This is a genomic window from Sphingopyxis lindanitolerans, assembly GCF_002993885.1.
In the GTDB taxonomy this organism is placed as follows: Bacteria; Pseudomonadota; Alphaproteobacteria; order Sphingomonadales; family Sphingomonadaceae; genus Sphingopyxis; species Sphingopyxis lindanitolerans.
The window spans coordinates 151,508-169,293 of sequence record NZ_CM009578.1 but is presented as its reverse complement, the minus strand read 5'-3'; the positions used below and the strand labels follow the sequence as shown (position 1 = coordinate 169,293).

Below are 17,786 nucleotides of genomic sequence, written 5' to 3'. Positions count from 1 at the left end.
GATGGTTTTGACGGCCCACGCCGCAGGCGGCACAAGCGTGCCGCGCTCCGAATTCAAACTGGGCGCCAAGCCGCTGGCGGCGGCGCTGATCGGCGTCGCCTGCGGCGCCTCGCCGCTGCCGTTCAATGTGCTGCCGCTCGTCCTCGGGCCGATCAGTAGCGAATTCGGCTGGGATTTCGCATCGACGAGCGCCGGCGTGACCGTTTTCGGCATCATCGCCGCACTGTTCGCGCCCTTTTACGGCGGCCTCGCCGACCGTCACGGGGTCCGCCCGGTCGTGCTGTGGTCGCTGTTGCTGTTCGCCATCATCTTCGCATCCTTCTATTTCCTCCCGGCGTCCAAGACCGGCTACCTGTTGTTCTGGGCGGTTCTCGGCGCCATCGGCATCGGATCGACGCCGGTGACATGGAGCCGGGCGATCAGCATGTGGTTCAACCGCCATCGCGGCCTTGCGCTCGGCATCATGCTGCTCGGCACGAGCCTTGCGGCGATGGTCGTGCCGCAAATCGCGCAGGCCGCGATTTCGGCCGGCGGCTGGCGCCTCGCCTTTCCGGTGGTGGCGCTGCTGCCGCTCCTCGTCGCCCTGCCGCTGGCGTTCGCCTGGTTCCGCGAACCACGACCCGACGAGCGTCCCGCCGGGGTCTCCGATGCGAGCGGCACCGTTTTCGGCCTGACGCTGGGCGAGGCGGCGCGCGGCTATCGCTTCTGGGTCTTGCTGGCGTCGATCCTGCTCATCGCCCTCGCCTATGGCGGCGCGCATATCCACATCGCACAGATCGTCGGCCTGCATGGCTTTTCGGTGGAAGTGGCGGCCAGCGTGCTCGGCGTGGTGGCGATCGGCATCCTGACCGGACGCCTGCTCATCGGCTATCTCTTCGATCGTTTCTGGGCGCCCGGCGTCGCCTTTCCGGCCTTGCTGCTCCCCGCCATTGCCTGCTGGGTGCTGATGGGCACCGACGCCGCCTTGTGGCACGTCATCGTCGGCGGCTTCCTGCTCGGCTTCGCCGCCGGGGCCGAATCCGACGTCATCGCCTATCTCGCCGCCAAATATTTCGGCATGGTGCATTATGGCCGCATCTATGGCGTGCTCTACATGCCCTTCGCCATCGGCTCGGCGATCTCGCCCATCCTTTACGGCATCGTCCGCGACCGGAGCGGCAATTATGACCCGATGCTGGCCGCCGCGATGGTGATGTTCGTGATCGGTGGCTCGCTGCTCCTCACGCTGGGCCGCTATCCCGCCGCGAATGAGGCAAGCTGACATGGCGACGACGATCGAGGCCAGGAGCGATGTTTTCGCGGCATTGACCGCGGCGGTCGGTCCCGATGCCCTGGTCCGCGATGCCGACGAACTGCGCTATTATTCGCAGGACGTGTTCAGCGATGGCGCGCTGGCGCTTGCGGTGTTCCGGCCGACCGACAAGGCCATGCTCGCCCGCGGCATCGCCGCGGCCACCGCGCAGGGCATCGCCGTCGTCCCGCGCGGCGGCGGGATGAGCTATACCGGCGGCTATCTGGCGGACCAGCCCGGCGCGCTGTTGATCGACACCGGCGCGATGAACCGCATTCTCGACATCAACGAAGAGGATATGACGGTCACGGTCGAGGCGGGCTGCACCTGGGCGCAATTGCATCAGGCGCTGAAGCCCCGGCGGCTGCGCACGCTCGCCTGGGGCACCCTGTCGGGCATCCGGGCCACGGTCGGCGGCGGAATGAGCCAGAATGGCGTCTTTTGGGGCGCGGCGGGCGGCACCGTCGTCGACGCCGCGCTATGCTTCGAGGTCGTGCTCGCCGATGGCCGCATCCTGTCGACCGGCGGCGATTTCTTCCGTCCCTTCGGCCCCGACATCACCGGGCTGTTCGCCGCCGATTGCGGCGCGCTGGGGGTGAAGGCGACGATCACGCTCAAGCTGGTCCGCGACGGCGCCGCCTTTGCTTATGGCTCGTTCGCCTTTCCCGACGCCGCCGCCTATTTCGGAGCGATGAGCGAAATCGCGCGCGAAGGCCTCGCGTCCGAAAATTTCGGTTTCGATCCCTATCTTCAGGCGCAGCGGGTGAAGCGCGACAGCCTGACCAAGGACGCCAAATCGCTCGTCAACATGATGAAGGCGCAAGGATCGGTGCTGAAGGCGCTGAAGGAAGGCGCCAAGGTTGTCGCGGCGGGGCGCGCTTTCCTCGACGATGTCCCCTTCTCGCTCCACCTGATCGCAGAAGGGCGCCACCAGAGCGCGGTCGACGCCGATATGATGGCGATCGAGGCGATCGCGGTCCGGCACGGCGGGAAGCCGATCGAAAATACGATCCCCAAGATCCTGCGTGCCAACCCCTTTCCGCCGGTCAATTCGATGGTCGGGCCGGGCGGCGAGCGCTGGGTTCCGGTCCACGGGCTGCTGCCGCACAGTCGGCTGGTCGAGGGCTGGAACCGCATTCAGGCGCTGTTCGCGGACGAGCGCGCCGCGATGGAGGCGCAGGGGATCGCGGCGGGGGCGATGCTCGCCGCGGTCAGCCGCCAGACCTGCCTGATCGAGCCGGTCTTTTTCTGGCCCGACGCGCTGGAGCCGATCCATTGCCGCTCGATCGAGCCCGATCATCTGGCAAAGCTGGGCCGTTTCCCGCCAAATCCGGAGGCGCACGCGCTCGTCGCCCGGCTGCGCAGCGACATCATCGGCATTTTCCGCGACCTCGATGCCGCGCATTTGCAAGTCGCGCGCGCCTACCCACTCGCCGCGGCGAGCGACGACGCGGCGTGGGGCCTGCTGCGCGCGATCAAGCGCGCGGTCGATCCCGACAATCTTATGAATCCGGGCAGCCTCGGGCTATAAAGGGGTGATGATGGATGATTCTCGATCGCAGACATGCGCTGGCGGGGATGATCGCCGCCAGCCTGCCATGGCCGGCCAGGGTTGAAGCGATGACCGCGACAAAGCCTTTTGCCGCCGTGGCCCTGCAACTCGCCGCACGCTCGGTCGAACGTCAGCCCGACCGCAAGGGCGCGAGTGCCCAGATGATCGCGATGATCGAGGAAATCGGAGTCAAACTCCGCTCGTCCGCGATCTTCATCCAGCAATATGGCGGCACCCCGGTGCGGCTTGCCGTGCTGCCCGAATATGTGCTGACCAGCTATCCTGGCCGCATCTCGATCCCCGATTTTGCCGAAAAGGCGGCGCTCGACATCGACGGCCCCGAATATGACGCCCTGGGCAAGGTGGCGCAGGCGCAGAAACTGTTCATCGCCGGCAACGCCTATGAACGCGATCCGAATTTCCCCGGCCTCTATTTCCAGACCAGTTTCGTCGTGGCGCCGAACGGCGAGGTCGTGCTGCGCTACCGGCGGCTCAATTCGATGTTCGCGCCGACGCCGCACGACGTCTGGTCCAAATATCTCGACATCTATGGGATCGACGGCGTGTTTCCCGTTGCCCGGACCGAGATCGGCAACCTCGCGGCCATCGCGTCGGAGGAAATCCTCTATCCCGAAATCGCGCGCGCCCACGCGCTGCGCGGCGCGGAGATTTTCGTTCACAGCTCGTCCGAGATCGGATCGCCGCTCGCAACGCCCAAGCAGATCGCGCGGCGCGCCCGCGCGTTCGAGAATATCGCCTATGTCGTCTCGGCGAACACCGGCGGGATCGAGGCGACGGCGATGCCGCTGGCGTCGGCCGACGGCAATTCGTCGATCATCGATTACAAGGGCAATATGCTCGCCGAATCGAATAGCGGCGAAACCTTCACCGCTTTTGCCGACATCGATCTTAACGCCCTGCGCGCGCAGCGCCGCAAGCCGGGAATGACCAATTTCCTCGCGCGCCAGCGGCTCGAACTGTTCGCACCCATCTATGGCGGCACAGCGCCGCACCCCGCCGACAGCCTGATCGAAGGCGGCAAGATCAAGGTGCCCGACCGCGACCATTTCCTGCGGGTTCAGGAACAGGCGATCGAACGCCTCGCAAAGGAAGGTCTGATATGAAACAGGATGTCCCCCCGCCCTATTCGGCGGTTGCCCGGCACGCGGTATTCCCTTCCCCGACACATGATGAAGCGGCGCGCTATAACTATCTCGCCGCGCTCAACAAATATCTGTCGGGCGCGCTCGGCGCGGGCAACAAGATCGCTTATGACACGCGCGTCCTCCCCGCCTTCCGGGCCGAACATGGCCGCGATCCCGCCGATCGTTTCGAGATTCGCGATGCGATGAACGCCGACGACTGGCACCGCTATTGGTCGGCGCTCAAGCGCAATTCGATGGAAATGCGCCAGCAGAACGGCCGCGCGATCACACTGCGCCAGATCGACGAGCTGTCGGCGAAGGTCCGCCAGTTCAACGAGGGCCGCGACACGCTCGAGCTGGATCCCGACCTTGCGCAACCGCCCTATATGACCGCCGCCGACATTCATTGCATGCCCGGCAGCTATTATGGCGAGGAACGCGCCGGTGATATGTCGACGGGCGCCAATTACGACAGCGGCTTCTTTGCCACGACCGCAGGCGCGCTCGGCGCCTTGACCGACGGCGGCGGGCAGGCGCTGGTCGAATGGATCGCCAAGGAACGCCCGGGTTGGACGCCGCGCCGCATCCTCGATCTGGGCTGCACAATCGGCCATAATATCGTGCCGCTCGCGCTCGCCTTTCCCGACACCGAGGTGATCGCCATCGACACTGGCGCGGCGGTGCTGCGCTATGGCCATGCCCGCGCGCAGGCGCTGGGCGCGACCAATCTGCGCTTCATCCAGATGGATGCCGAGGATATGAGCCGTTTTCCCGACGGTCATTTCGACTGGGTCCAAACGACGATGTTCCTGCACGAACTGTCGGGCAAGGCGCTGCCCCGCATCATCACCGAAGCGGCGCGCGTGCTGGCGCCCGGCGGCCTGATGTTCCACCTCGAACAGCCGCAATATGATCCGGACATGCCGCTTTACGAACAGTTTATCCGCGACTGGGATGCGTTCAACAACAACGAACCCTGCTGGTCGGCCATGCACGCGCTCGACCTGAAACAGGTCATGGCGGACGCAGGCTTTCCGCGCGACAGCCAGTTTACCGCGCGCGTGCTCGCCGTGGTCGATCGCGACATTTTCCCCCAGGCGCCCGCCGGGGACACCGAAGATCACGGCCGCGCTGCGGCGTGGAACGCCTATGGAGCCTGGAAGGCAGACGCATGAGCAACGACGACCCCATCGATTGGATTGCCCGCGCCGGAGCCCGCGCCAAGGGCAAGCGCCCCGATACGCTGAACGACTATCATGCCGAACGCACGCTTTCGATCGTGATGGCGCTGGCGGGCGAGCTCGCGGTGGTCAAGGAGCGGCTCGACACGGTCGAGCGGCTGCTGGAGACCAAGGCGGTGATCTGCCGCGCCGACATCGACGCTTATGCGCCCGATCGCGACGCCGCCTATGACCGCGCGCTGATGACCAAGGAATATGTCGCGCGGATCATGCGCGGCATGCAGCAGGAGATGGAAGCCATGCAGGCAGCACCCGAGCCGTCATTGGCCGAACTGAATATGCGGATGCGCGACACATGATGCAGCATCGCACGGTCAGCGGCCTGATCCGCTATACGTCGAAAAAGCCCGAGATGTTCGACCGCGAACGCGGGCGCGAGTGGTTCAGCTTCACCCATCATGGCGACGGCAGCAGCATCTTTCGCGCGCGCTGCGAGATCGAGGAGCCTGCTCCGACGGTGCTGCGCGACATCGTCTATGCGATGGACAGCGAAGGCCGCCCGCAGGATCTCCATGTTCACCTGACGATCGGCGACCGCTTCATGGGATCGGGCTGGATCCACCACCAGCCCGGCACCGACGGCGGCGTCGTCACATGCGAAAGCCATGGTCCGACGATCGGCCGACTGTCGCAGAGTCTCGCCTATCAGGGCGCGATCGAGGGGTTCGGCACGCATCCCATCGCGGGCGACGGCTACACCACGCGCTGCATGGACGTGACCAAAGGTCCGCATCGCCGCAAACTCCGCCTGTTTCTTCCGTCCCCCGACCATCGCGGCGCCACCCCGCCGATGATCGCCGAGGTCGTGATGGCGCTCGAATATGTGGGTGAAGAAACCGTCACCGTCGCGGCGGGCACCTTCGACTGCCGCCACTTCCGCTTCGTCGACGACGAAGGCCCCGGCATGGGCGGAACCCCGCATCCGCATTATGACATGTGGGTCACCGCCGACCGCGACTCGATCTTCGTCCAGGGCGGGGTCGGGGGCTATATGCAGACCTGGTACGAGCTGGTCGAACTCGACCGCTGATCCAGCGCGCGCGAATGGCGGGCGTTAAACGCTCAATCGACCCGCCATTCGTCGCACAAGGTCCGCCGAAACGGGACTCCGTCGCGAAACCATTGCCAGGTGCGCGCGCGTGTCCGGCCGTCGTCGCTGAGTTCGATCATCTCGGTAAAGCGCACGCCCGGCTCGTCCTTGCGATCGAGCCGCAGCATGACGATGCCGTCCATCGTCTCCCAGCCATGGCCGTGGAAACGATCGGTGTCCCACCAGAGCAGCCCGTCGCGAAACGCGCCGCCGAAACTGCGTTCCACCGAACGCCCATCATCCCAGCGCAGCACATTATGCTGGATATAGGCGACGTCGCCGTGTGCCGGAAATTCGCAGCGCGTGGTCATATGGTGGAAGTCGACCAGGCTGCCGTCGCGGTCGACATGGCGATATTCGCCTTCCCACACGCCCTCGTGCCGAAGCATGTTCGGCATTGCCGTCCTGAAATCATCCATTGAATATGTCCTTCTCTGCATAGGCCGCGAGCGGTAGCGCGCTGCCGGATTGCCGGATGATCGCCTGGCGGCGAAAAAAGCGCAGCACGCCGCTGTCGCCCATCCGTGACGGGCCGAGGCCGCTTTGGCCGAAGCTCGATTTTTCCGCCTCCCAGACCATCGCGGTCAGCGATCCGTCGTTGATCGACACCGCCCCGGCATCGAGTCGCACCGCCACCGCTTCGGCCTCCTCGATGCTTCCCGCCAGCACCGCGGCCGACAGGCCGAAAATGCCGCTATTGGCATGGCGAACCGCCTCGTCGATGCTATCGAACAGCGTCACGGGAATTACCGGGCCGAACGTCTCTTCGGTCATGATCGCCATGTCTGGGGTGACGTCGACGATCACGGTCGGGCGCAGATAGCGGCCACCGCCCAGCGTCTCGACCTGCCCGCCCGCGAGCAGCTTTGCGCCCTTGGCCACCGCATCGTCGATCTGTGCCTGAACGATCGCGGCCTGCCGCGCAAAAATGAAGGGGCCGATGTCGCCGCGGTTCACATCGGGATGATTGAGCCGCACCGCTTTCGCCCTGGCGACCAGCGCGGCCAGGAAGCGATCGGCAATGGCGCGCGCGACATAGACGCGCTCGATCGACTGGCACGCCTGCCCCGTATTGACCACCGACGCCCGCAGCGCGGTTTCCGCCGCTTGCTCGGGATCGGCGCTGGCAAGGATGATCATCGGATCCTTGCCACCGAGTTCAAGGCTGGCGGGGATGAAAGCGCGCGCCGCCGCCTCGCCGACCTTGCGCCCCGTCGCGACCGATCCGGTGAAGGCGACATAGTCGACATGCTCGACCAGCGCCGCGCCGGTCGCGCCGTCCCCCTCGATCAGCGCCAGCACGGCGGCGATGGCCGGAACCTCGGCGATCGCGGCCATCAGCGGGCGGATGAAGCGGGGGGTGATTTCGGACGGCTTGACGACGACCGCGCAGCCCGCGGCGAGCGCCGGGATCGCGTCGATCAGCGCCAGTGTCAGCGGGAAATTCCACGGGCTGATGACGCCGACCAGCGGATAGGGAATCAGTCGCGTCGATGTGGTGATCGTCGGGATGCCCGTCTGCCGGCCCGTCATTTCGGCGCCCGCGATGATGGCGGGCGCGCTGTCCGCCCAGCGAATGAGCGTGCGCACCATCGAATCGGCCTCGATCACCGAAATCGCCGCGCGCCCGGTATCGGCGGTCAGCGCCGCGATCAGCGCCGCGCGGTGGCGGCCCATCGCTTCGGCCAGCGCACGCAAGGCATAACCGCGCGCTTCGGGCGTCAACGCCGCCCATTGCCGCTGACCGGAGCGCAGCCGTGCCGCCAGCGACGCGATCGCCATGCCGTCGAGCGGTTCAATGCTGTAATCGGCCGCGCCAGTGCGCGGATTGACGACGGGAAGCGTCATGGCTGTGTTTCCCACCTGCGGCAGGCTCTTCGCCGGTCGCGAACCATTTTGGTGCCGATCAGCGTCATCGTCCGTCTCCATCAAATTTATGATTTGCACCCTAGTCCGAAAAAAAAAGACTTGTCGAGCGCAATTTGTCCGGACAAATTACAATCATGTCGATCACCCGCCATTTCATCGAGGTCAAGGGTCGCCGCGTCCATTACCGCAAAGCGGGAAATGGGCCGGCGCTGCTGATGGTGCACCAGAGCCCGCGCAGCTCGGCCGAATATGACGCGCTGATGCGGCGCTGGGCCGACCATTTCACCTGCATCGCCCCCGACACCCCGGGGTTCGGACAATCGGACCCGCTGCCCGGCGAGCCCGATGTCACCAGCTTCGCCGATGCGCTGGTCGCGTTGCTCGATGCGCTGGGGCTCGACCGGACCGCCGCCTATGGCTTTCACAGCGGCGGCATCATCCTGATGGAGGCGCTGCAGCATCATCCGGCGCGGTTCACGGCGCTGGCGACCGGCGGCTACGCGGTGTGGACGCCGCAGGAAATGGCGGTTTTCAGCGAATCCTATCTGCCCGCCTTCCGCCCGAGCGCCTATGGCGAGCATCTGACCTGGCTGTGGAACCGCATCGCCGAACAAAGCTGGTTCTTTCCCTGGTTCGATGTCCGCGATGAAACGCGACTCGGCGGCGCGCACGACGATCCGGCGCGGATCGACGCCGTGGTTCGCGAGATGCTCGACAGCGGCGATGCCTATCGCTCCGGCTATGGCGCGGCGCTGAGCGCGCCCTCGGCCATTCCCCCGGCCGACACCGCGATGCCGCCGGTGCTGATCGCCGCCTATGACGGCGACCCGTTGCAGGGCCATATCGCCCGGCTCGGCGAACTGCCCGCGGGGTGGCGCGCCGAAGCCGTGGCGACACCGTCCGCGTTGGAGACCGCCTGCCTCGGCCATCTGCGCGCAGCCCCCTCGCATCCCTGCCCGCCGATCGCCGAAGGCAGCAACGGCGGCTTCGCTCCCGTCCGCGCCGCCGGATTCGACGGACTGATCCACTGGCGCGGCGACCCTGCTGCCGATACCGTGCGGCTCCCCGCGCCGGGCCGCGCCGCCGACTTGCTGCCGCACGACGGCACGCTTGCGATCGACCTGCCCGGCCATGGCCTGTCGGACGATTGGGCAGGCGGCGACGCGCCGACGCTTGACGATTGGAGCGATGTCGTCGCCTCGGCGCTGGGGGCGATCACGGGTGGGCGCACACCCGTCATTGTCGGGGAAGGCTTTTCGGCGCTGCTCGCCGCCGCGGTCGCGCGCAAAATGGGGGCGCCAGGCTGGGGCGGCATCGCCGCGCATCTTCCGGTCGAGGGCGCCGCCGCGGCCGACTGGGCGGATCATGCCATTCCAGACGGCTCACCCGACCGCCACGGCGCCTATCTGCACGCCGCATGGAGCGCGGTGCGCGCGGCCCATTTTTTCTGGCCGTGGTTCGAGGCGAAGGCGGCCAACGCCATCCCCTTTGTCACCGCCGACATCGCCCCCGATGCGCTCGCGGCCGAACATCGCAGCCTGATCCGCGCCCGCGCCGGCCGGTCGCTGCTGGCGACGCTTGCCGCCGCCGATCGCGCGACGCTGATAGTGAACGCGCCGCCGCTGCTACGGTGGGAGACAGAGGATTGGGCCGCCGGACGCGCCGATATCTGGTCACCAAAATCAAACGACAAAGGAGAGAAAAATGAGCATAAGGAATGATATGCCGCTGCTGGCCCGCCATGAGGGCGTGTGGGACGGCGTCTACACCTATTATAATGCGGCCGGCGAACAGGTCGACGAGCACACATCGCGCCTGTTCTGCCGCCTGCCCGACGGCGGCGAATTCCCCTATCACCAGACCAATTATTACACGTGGAGCGACGGGCGCACCGAGATGCGCGACTTTCCCGCCGCCTATCACGACGGGCGCATCTGGTGGGACAATGAGCTGATTAAGGGCTGGGCGGCCGAAGTCAGCCTCGACCAGAACAACCGCACCATGATGCTCTATTGGCAGCGCCAGGGCGACCCCAGCCTCTATCTTTATGAAATGATCCAACTGTCCGACGATGGCCAGTCGCGCTGCCGCACCTGGCATTGGATTCGCGACGGCAATCTCGAAACGCGCACCGCGATTCAGGAACGGTTCGTCAGCCGCGACTGGGCGGGCCTCGAAAAGGACATGGACACGCAGGCTGGCTGATCCGCGGACCCTGTTCGGAAAATCCGGGACCGCCAGTCGTGGCGGCGCTCGCGGGCGGCGCCGAGCTGCTCGCGATCGACCGGTTCGACGGGCGGTTGAGAGAAGCGATGGTGGGCCCGGCAGCTCCAAAAATAAACATCTAAAATATTGGAATGGCGTTACAAATATCGCCAATCCGCCTGAAATACCCCCAGAAATTCCCCCAAGAGACTTTCAGCAGGGGAAATCGACGAGCCACTAAAGGACAGCCGCCGACTTCGGCCAAGGGTATATCGTCCGGTCAAACAAGATACCAGACTGAACCGCACGAAAGCATGGCACCGTCGCAATCCGAATAACCAAAAGCAAGCGACTATCTGAACCACCTCCCCTCCTCCCGATAGATATCGAGTAATGCGGCAGGAGGACACAAGCCGTGTGTAACCATCTCTGCCCAAGCCTGGCACAGGGTTGCCTTGGGGCCAAAATAGCGGGCACGATTATACGCCCACTCCGATCCCGATACACCTTTGGGTACATGGGCGAGTATCATGTCGATCATCAGCCTGTCGCCATCGCGTTCCAGCAATGCCGCTCGCTCATTCATGATCGTCGAGAAGGCGGAGCGCCAGCCGTGCGGGACCATTTTGCCTTTGTACCGGCCCTCAGCCATACACTTATACAATGTGCTCAAGGTGCAATCCGACATCGGCTCATACCAGACGGTGGGTCTGGGAAAGACCAGGTTGTGCCGTCCCGTAATTTCGTGAACGGCTCGCAGTACGTCCACGGCCTGCCTGGACAGCGGCACGCTGTGGCCAAAGTTGGCACTCCGCTTGTTCGCAGCAGCCAATTTCATATGGGCAGCCGGTATATACCAAATGGCTTTATCGACCGGCTTCTCCGGATCTTCCCAATTTATTCCCTGGAATTCTGACCATGTCGCGAGGCGAAGCGCGCTGATGCGTACCAAAGCCAGCGCCAGGAAGCGTGATGCCAGCTTGACGAGAACTGGAGCCATCGACCGATCCACCGTCTTCTGGAAAGCAAGCAAATCAGATGCGTTTGTCAGTGCCGGCAGCTTGTTGGAGGGCGGATTAGGTTTGAGCGCATCAGCGAGAAACTCGACGTCCTCGATGATATCTGACGATATCAGTTTTTCGCCTCTCGCACGCTTCAGAATGGCGAGGATGTAACCTCTTACCCGCTTCGCCGTCTCGATCGACCCGCGTTGCTCGATCTTGCGCAACTGTTTCAGGATCAGGGTGCTGCTGATATTCCGCACCGGAACATCACCGAGAACCTCCAGCAGATCCCTTTCGATGCGATTGCGGACACGAGTAGCATCGGCGCGGGACCAATGCACTTCATGATCTGCCAGCCATTGCCGCGCGACCGTTTCGAATGTGACGTCAGCTACCATGACTGGTTGCCGTCTTCGCGTCTCGATCACGATTGCGGGATCGCTCCCCTCCTTCAGGGCTCGTCTTGCCACCTCTCGCCAATCCCGAGCTTCGACAATCGTTACCTCAGGAAATTGACCGAATGTCAGCAACCTCTCTTTTCCTTCCCGACGATATTTGAACCGCCAAGATTTGGTGCCGGTGGTCGATACGAACAGATAGAGACCGCGCGCGTCGGCGAGCTTATAGCTCTTGGTCCGCGGATTAGCGGCTTTGGCTTGGAGGGCCGTCAGCATTCCCCCTGCCCCTTCCGGCTGATCGAGATGGAACTGGCAGATTGATTCGCGAGAATTATTGAGAAGCAGTCAACGGTCATGAGAAGAAGAACCTGAGTAAAGACTATATTTATCAATGCTCTACATAGGACACATCCCACTCAGATGAAACTTCTCGCTGCCCGCAATTGAACGAGGCAGCAGTCAAGAGTGTGCAGATTGTCCTGATCGGGAGGGCCCACGCCTCAGAAACGAGCGGCAAGAAAAGATCTCCCGCACTCGTTAGTGAATTCAGCATCCCGTGCTGGCCGTTTGCGTCCAGGCAACTTTGCGGCAGAAAATTGAGAAAGCTGACGTAAGTGTGATTAGCTTAACGGCCCGACGCCTCTCGGGGGCCGCACCGGGCTACTCAGCTTGACGTCCACGCAAAGTTTAGCCGAAATGGACCCGCTGCCCGGCGTCTCAATGAGCAGCCATTCTTAGGATATAGTCCGGTCCCAATTTCCTGCGATGCGATCCCAAGCGACTTGCAGATTATTATATCCGCGGCTCCCACCCTATTCCCGACACGCGAAACGCTCGGACGCAAGATCTGCTGCCTGCAAGCCAAATTCGGCGAGATCGGACGGCATGCCTTGCTCGCAAACCATCGCTGCGGCGAACCGTGACAGTGCGGGGGCAGTCTGGATCCCATATCCGCCCTGACCGACCAGCCAGAAAAAACCAGGCGCCTGCCGATCGAAGCCGGCGACCGGCGTGCGATCGGGCGCGAAGGTTCTAAGGCCCGCCCAGCTATGGGCGACGCGGTGGACTGGCAAGTCAATGACCTGCTGAACCCGGTCCACGGCAATTGCGACATCGACATCCTCCGTCCATGCATCGCAAGGATCCATCGGCGTTTCGTCGGCCGGTGACAGGATGATCTTGCCCGCGTCGGGCTTGAAGTAGAATTGCTCGTCAATATCGATCGCCAGCGGCCAACGGCTCGGGTCCACCCCCGTTGGCGCATCCACAAGCGCAACCGTGCGGCGCATCGGCTGGAGACCGATCGGTTGCACGCCAGCCATCCCCGCCACGACGTCGCCCCACGCTCCTGCGGCATTGACGACCACCGGCGCGCGAAAGTTTCGACTCCCTGCTTCAGCCATCCATTGCCCGCCGGAATATTCGAGCTTCGCGACCCCCGCCGAACATTCCAGCACGCCGCCCGCTCTGCGGTAGCGCTTCAAATAAGCAGCATGGATCGCATCGACATCTAGGCTGTAGGCGTGACGTTCGTATAGCGCCGCGACCACCACACCCGGTCGAAAGAGCGGGTTGAGGCTGCGTATCTCAGCTTCGCCGATCCGCTCGATCGAAGGTGCGACCGTCGGCTGCCCGCCGAAAGCATCCAGCCGTTCGATCTGCGCTTCTGTCGCGAGGTATAAGCAGCCGCGATCACTGGCGAAAGAGCGACCGTCGACACCCTCCAGGAAATGGTCACGACTGCCGCGGCTGAGCAATCGGACACAGGGGCTGCCGTAAGTTTCGGAATGGACCGATACCGATCGGCCCGTCGTGTGCATGCCGGGACGTTCCTCGGCCTCAAGGAGAACGACGCGGCGCTCGCCGGCTAGTTCGGCCGCCACGCCCGCACCGGCAATGCCGCCGCCAATCACGATCACATCGGTTTCTGTCAGCATGATGTTTCCAATCGATATCTTAAATTGCGCGCCTCGCGCTTTTCTGGCGAAACAAGCTGTCATCCTGCGGGCAGAGTTCGGTCCAGAGCGGCGAACGGCTCCCGCAAAACCCGTGCAACCGATATTTTCGTCGACTTCATCTACGCCGGCGCGCCGGGCGATCATCCCCGTTGCGAAACGCCTGTCAGAGATTGACGGCGGGCGATCAATGATTGGCCCACGGGATTTGGTCCATTCCTATCGATCTCTCGGTCAATCGGTTGAAACAACGGATCGAAACTCCGCATCGTGCAGGCGGGCACTCATGTGAACTCGGGTCCGATCTGGCCGACCTTCGGCCAGAAAAGGTTGGTCCGTTTCAGATAGGAGAAGTTCTCAAAGTCGCCAGCGATCGCGCCCGGTCCGAGAAGAAAAGTGGTGCGCACGGCAATCCGGTCGAAACCGGCACGGAAATGGTTGGTCGATTTTACGACTGCGAACCTCATCGCCTCGAGCGGAAGCCCGATATTTGTGAACAGATCCGGAGCATAGGTCTGCATGCGCACCGAGCAGATGACGATATGCACGCCATCGACCTCGATCCACGCCGAAGGTCCCATGGAGATCGTCTGTCCCGCTCCGTGCGGCACAGTCTGCCGAAGGTTGTCAGCCAACCCGCGAACGGTGACACGGAGGTCCAACGGATCGCCTGATGTCGGGCCGGTCTTGCCACCGACGCGCAGGTCGATAATGGCACCGAGGCCTGCATCGTGACAAATTTGCGCCGCAGTCGGATCCCAGAGCGGACCCAGCGCTAGGTCGCGAACGCCTCGCTCGATCGCACGGGCAAGGACGAAGGTCGAATCGCCCGGCGCACCACCCCCGGTGTTGTCGGCGGTGTCCGCGATTACGATCAGCCCCTCGCCACAACCGACGGCGTCGAGAGCTTCCTCGATCGTCGTTCCTTGGAATGCGGTCTCCCGCCGCATGCCCCAAAGCTCATGGGTAAGGTCGCGCGCCATGCGGGACGCCAATTCGGGGTCGTCGTCGGTCACCACAAGAGTTCTTGCGGCCCCCGGGGATACATCGCCCCAGGGAAATCCATGCGCGAAACTCACCGACAACACACCGTCCCGGCTCTCCAGCGCGGTCATCCGATCGACAAACCCACGCATCGGCTGGGCTCCGGTGGCCCAGAAGTTAACAATGGGCAGATCGGCAGCCGCCATCGTCGGCGTGATCTTGCCCTCGGCCGCAGCCAGCAGGAGGTCATAGAGTTCCTGAGCCCGGTCCAGAGGATCGGTGTGGGGATATTCCTTGTAGGTGATCAGGAGGTCGGCTTGCGAAATCATCTCGTCGGTAAGGTGGCAGTGCAGATCGAGCACAGCGCCGATCTTGACGGGATTCTTTGACAGGTCTCTCAGCCGCCTGATGAGGTCTCCCTCGCAATCGTCATATCCCTCGGCCGCCATCGCGCCGTGGAGGTTCAGGAGGACCAGGTCGAACGGCTCCCCTCCGGCGAAGTCGTCGAGGATCTCGTCGCGGAAGGCCTCATAAACGGATCGAACGGTCCGGCCTGCCGGTGGGGCGAAGGTCGCGAGGCTATGAACGATTTCATGGCTGTCTCGCTGGGCCAGCGCCCCCCAAAGAAGCATGGCATCGGTAAGAGGACCTTCGGGAAGCTCGCCATCGCGCCCGTGCAAGACACCGATGGATTCGAACGCTTTCAGTCCGGTCGGCATGGTCGAGAATGTGTTGGTCTCGGTCATGAGAGTCGCTGTGAAGATACGCATCGGATATTTCTCAATCGTGGAAAGGAACGGGTGACACAGCGCGCGTTAAATCGTCGCACGCGAAGCCCGGTGGGACTGCGTCTTGGATCTGGCTGAGCGCACGTTCGGCAATGCTCATTCGAGTTCTCGTGCGCTGGGCGAAGGCTTTAACGCGAACCCAATGGCGCGGCTGATCGATGCGGGTATGACGCTTTGGTGCGTCTCGTCCGCGAATTCGTGGAAGCGGATGAGGGCGCCCTCTGGGCTCTCGATGGCCGACAGACGACCGGCAAGCTCACGCGCATTGTCGACCATACGGGCATCCGTGATAAGCTTGACGATTGCCTCACGCGCTGCGCCGCTGACCGCGGGCAAGTCTGCCGTGGATTGCTCCAGACCTCCCACGGTGATGAGCACGCGGGGCGCAACGCGCCCGGCCTCCACCAAATTGCGGAACGCCGTTTCGCCTTTGAGAACAGCGCAGTCGTTCCACCAGATTGAGGGGCTGGCTGCGACATAGGTCCGAAATGCGTTGGGATGATTGAACAGGACGTGGAGCGTGAACAAACCGCCCAGACTGTCGCCGAAGAGGGTCTGATCGCCGAAATCGGTCGGATAGGCGGCGGCAATCGTCGGCCGCAATTCTTCCACCAAGAAGCGGTAGAACAGTTCAGCCCCGCCGAACGTGGCATCCTGGTAGTCTGGGCCCGTGGTGAGATAGGGCGGGATCTTGTCGGTGGGTGTCGGTGGGGTCAGGTCCAGGGTCCGCAACGCAAATGTCTGCAGAAGATCGGTGACGGGATAGCCGACGCCTACAATAATCGCCGGATGCAACCCGTCGAACCGGCCCAGAGTCATCTGCATCGCGGCCGTGCCGAACAGTCCGTTCCCATCGTTCACGATGACGACAGGGTAGCCAGCAGGGGGCGCGGGCGCATCCGGCACCGCGACGTAGATCCGGTAGACCCGTTCCGTAATCGCGGAAGGCAGATCGAATTGTATCGCGCCTGTCAGGACAGCCGGGCTCTGGGCGGGAAGCGGCTCCCGGCTTGATCGACTCTCCGGGGCCGTGGTCGCCGGATCGAGTGTCTCTGTGGGCTTGCCAAAATCAGTTGCCATGGGATCCTCAGGATGGTGTGCGAATGGTCAGGGCGGTATCGCTCGGACAGGATTGATCACGCTCGTGCGCAAGAGCGTAACCCGTGGACAGGGCCATCGCGAACAGTTGCGCGCGTGGATAACGCAAGTCGCCGTCGATGGCGCCGGGCTTCATATGATGGGTCACGGCCGTCGTTACGGCAACGCGCCGTTCCGAATCGATCCAGGTCGAGGTGCCGCACGGCCCGGTCGACCCTGGATGTCCCCAGACTTCGCTGCCCGCCCAAGCGCGCCGTTCCAGGCCCAGGCCATATTCGGTCCCCCAGCTCATAGGGAAATAGGGTGCGGCGTCCGGCTTCATCGTCTCTCGCGCAAGATCGTCCAGCGAGATTTTCAGCGCGCTGTCAGGGCGGAGCAGGCTTTGATAGATCGCCAATATGTCGTCGGCGCTGCACACGCCGTCGCCAGCGCCGAACGCCCAGCTCAGACATTCGCTGGTGTCGATCGTGTCCCGCGCGAACGGCAAATCCATATAGCCGCGCATCGGCTCCCCGGCAGGAATGGTGCCGCCAAACCCGCTGTTCATCAGGCCCAGCGGCTTCACGATTCGCGCATCCGCCATGTCGCCATAACTCCTGCCGCTGATCGCCTCGATCATCATGGCCGCGATCACCCAGCCTGTATTGCAATAGTCGAAACGTGCGCCCGGTTCGAAGATTTGCCCTTGCGGGAACGCCAGCGCCACGAGGTCTCGGGGGGCAAAATTGATCCGCGGATCGAGACGCTGCGTGGACATTCCCATCGTAAATTCACCAAGCCCGGAGGCGTTCATCAACAGATGGCGCACCGTGATCCGGCGATCGATCGGCAGGTCGAGATAGTCACGCACCGGATCGTCGAGGTCGAGCAGGCCATCACGCGCCATCAGGAATAGGATCATCGCTGTAATGGTCTTGCTCTGACTACCGATCTGATAGACATCGCCGACCTGGACGGACCGGGTTTTCTCCAGGTTAGAATGGCCAGCGGTGAAGGTTGCCCGACCGATGCCATCGACGTCGATCGAGACGAGCGCGCCAAGATTGCCGAGCGTTTCGACGAGGTCTTCGGTGACGCGTGCGCAACGTCGCAGCGCGTCGTTCGCAAATTCGGAATTCAACTGAAAATCGAGATATTGGTTCATTGCGTGTATCCGTGATTGGGGC

The 17,786-nt window shown here is 63.5% G+C and carries 15 protein-coding genes; 8 read left to right on the top strand and 7 right to left on the bottom strand.

The annotated features are described in order from the left end of the window. The first annotated feature begins 1 nt into the window (after window position 1). From CVO77_RS00870 to CVO77_RS00845, 6 genes are read left to right on the top strand one after another with little or no spacing between them, the layout of a single operon-like run. On the top strand, window positions 2-1,261 hold the full coding sequence (locus CVO77_RS00870; RefSeq protein WP_199797926.1) for an MFS transporter: 1,260 nt from the start codon (window positions 2-4) through the stop codon (window positions 1,259-1,261). Beyond that, window positions 1,248-2,822 (top strand): FAD-binding oxidoreductase, encoded by a 1,575-nt coding sequence (locus CVO77_RS00865; RefSeq protein ID WP_242446047.1) that lies wholly within the window; start codon window positions 1,248-1,250, stop codon window positions 2,820-2,822. Before CVO77_RS00870 ends, CVO77_RS00865 begins: the two co-directional genes overlap by 14 nt. Before the next feature lie 14 nt (window positions 2,823-2,836). Next, a complete protein-coding gene (locus CVO77_RS00860; protein ID WP_105997464.1) occupies window positions 2,837-3,967 on the top strand; it encodes a nitrilase-related carbon-nitrogen hydrolase in 1,131 nt (376 codons plus the stop codon). Continuing rightward, window positions 3,964-5,163, top strand: a complete 1,200-nt coding sequence (locus CVO77_RS00855; RefSeq protein ID WP_105997463.1) for a class I SAM-dependent methyltransferase — start codon at window positions 3,964-3,966, stop codon at window positions 5,161-5,163. Before CVO77_RS00860 ends, CVO77_RS00855 begins: the two co-directional genes overlap by 4 nt. Next, window positions 5,160-5,528, top strand: coding sequence for a hypothetical protein (locus CVO77_RS00850; protein WP_192878850.1), 369 nt, complete (start codon window positions 5,160-5,162; stop codon window positions 5,526-5,528). The genes CVO77_RS00855 and CVO77_RS00850 overlap by 4 nt, the downstream gene beginning before the upstream one ends. After that, window positions 5,525-6,259 (top strand): DUF3108 domain-containing protein, encoded by a 735-nt coding sequence (locus tag CVO77_RS00845; RefSeq protein ID WP_242446046.1) that lies wholly within the window; start codon window positions 5,525-5,527, stop codon window positions 6,257-6,259. Before CVO77_RS00850 ends, CVO77_RS00845 begins: the two co-directional genes overlap by 4 nt. 32 nt (window positions 6,260-6,291) lie before the next feature. Here the strand turns inward: CVO77_RS00845 and CVO77_RS00840 are convergent, their stop codons facing one another. Together CVO77_RS00840 and CVO77_RS00835 are read right to left on the bottom strand one after the other, a co-directional pair. Beyond that, complete coding sequence (locus CVO77_RS00840) at window positions 6,292-6,717, bottom strand: hypothetical protein (protein ID WP_106000543.1); 426 nt, start codon at window positions 6,715-6,717, stop codon at window positions 6,292-6,294. A gap of 13 nt (window positions 6,718-6,730) precedes the next feature. Next, window positions 6,731-8,167, bottom strand: a complete 1,437-nt coding sequence (locus CVO77_RS00835; protein WP_105997461.1) for an aldehyde dehydrogenase family protein — start codon at window positions 8,165-8,167, stop codon at window positions 6,731-6,733. Window positions 8,168-8,322: 155 nt separating this feature from the next. Between CVO77_RS00835 and CVO77_RS00830 the strand changes: the two genes are divergently transcribed. Beyond that, window positions 8,323-9,909, top strand: a complete 1,587-nt coding sequence (locus CVO77_RS00830) for an alpha/beta fold hydrolase (protein WP_105997460.1) — start codon at window positions 8,323-8,325, stop codon at window positions 9,907-9,909. After that, complete coding sequence (locus CVO77_RS00825) at window positions 9,893-10,393, top strand: DUF3598 domain-containing protein (protein WP_105997459.1); 501 nt, start codon at window positions 9,893-9,895, stop codon at window positions 10,391-10,393. Before CVO77_RS00830 ends, CVO77_RS00825 begins: the two co-directional genes overlap by 17 nt. A gap of 352 nt (window positions 10,394-10,745) precedes the next feature. On the opposite strand, the gene CVO77_RS00820 is transcribed toward CVO77_RS00825, so the two are convergent. The 5 genes from CVO77_RS00820 to CVO77_RS00800 all read right to left on the bottom strand — a co-directional run bounded on the left by CVO77_RS00820 (window position 10,746) and on the right by CVO77_RS00800 (window position 17,764). Continuing rightward, window positions 10,746-12,071 carry a tyrosine-type recombinase/integrase gene (locus CVO77_RS00820; protein WP_242446045.1) on the bottom strand — a complete coding sequence of 442 codons (1,326 nt, stop codon included), beginning with the start codon at window positions 12,069-12,071 and terminating at the stop codon, window positions 10,746-10,748. 536 nt (window positions 12,072-12,607) lie between these two features. Beyond that, complete coding sequence (locus CVO77_RS00815; protein WP_105997458.1) at window positions 12,608-13,732, bottom strand: NAD(P)/FAD-dependent oxidoreductase; 1,125 nt, start codon at window positions 13,730-13,732, stop codon at window positions 12,608-12,610. Window positions 13,733-14,034: 302 nt separating this feature from the next. Further along, on the bottom strand, window positions 14,035-15,504 hold the full coding sequence (locus CVO77_RS00810) for a M81 family metallopeptidase (RefSeq protein ID WP_105997457.1): 1,470 nt from the start codon (window positions 15,502-15,504) through the stop codon (window positions 14,035-14,037). Window positions 15,505-15,618: 114 nt separating this feature from the next. After that, on the bottom strand, window positions 15,619-16,602 hold the full coding sequence (locus CVO77_RS00805; RefSeq protein ID WP_105997456.1) for an alpha/beta hydrolase: 984 nt from the start codon (window positions 16,600-16,602) through the stop codon (window positions 15,619-15,621). A 7-nt stretch (window positions 16,603-16,609) separates the two neighbouring features. Next, window positions 16,610-17,764 (bottom strand): serine hydrolase domain-containing protein, encoded by a 1,155-nt coding sequence (locus CVO77_RS00800; protein WP_105997455.1) that lies wholly within the window; start codon window positions 17,762-17,764, stop codon window positions 16,610-16,612. Window positions 17,765-17,786: the final 22 nt, after the last annotated feature.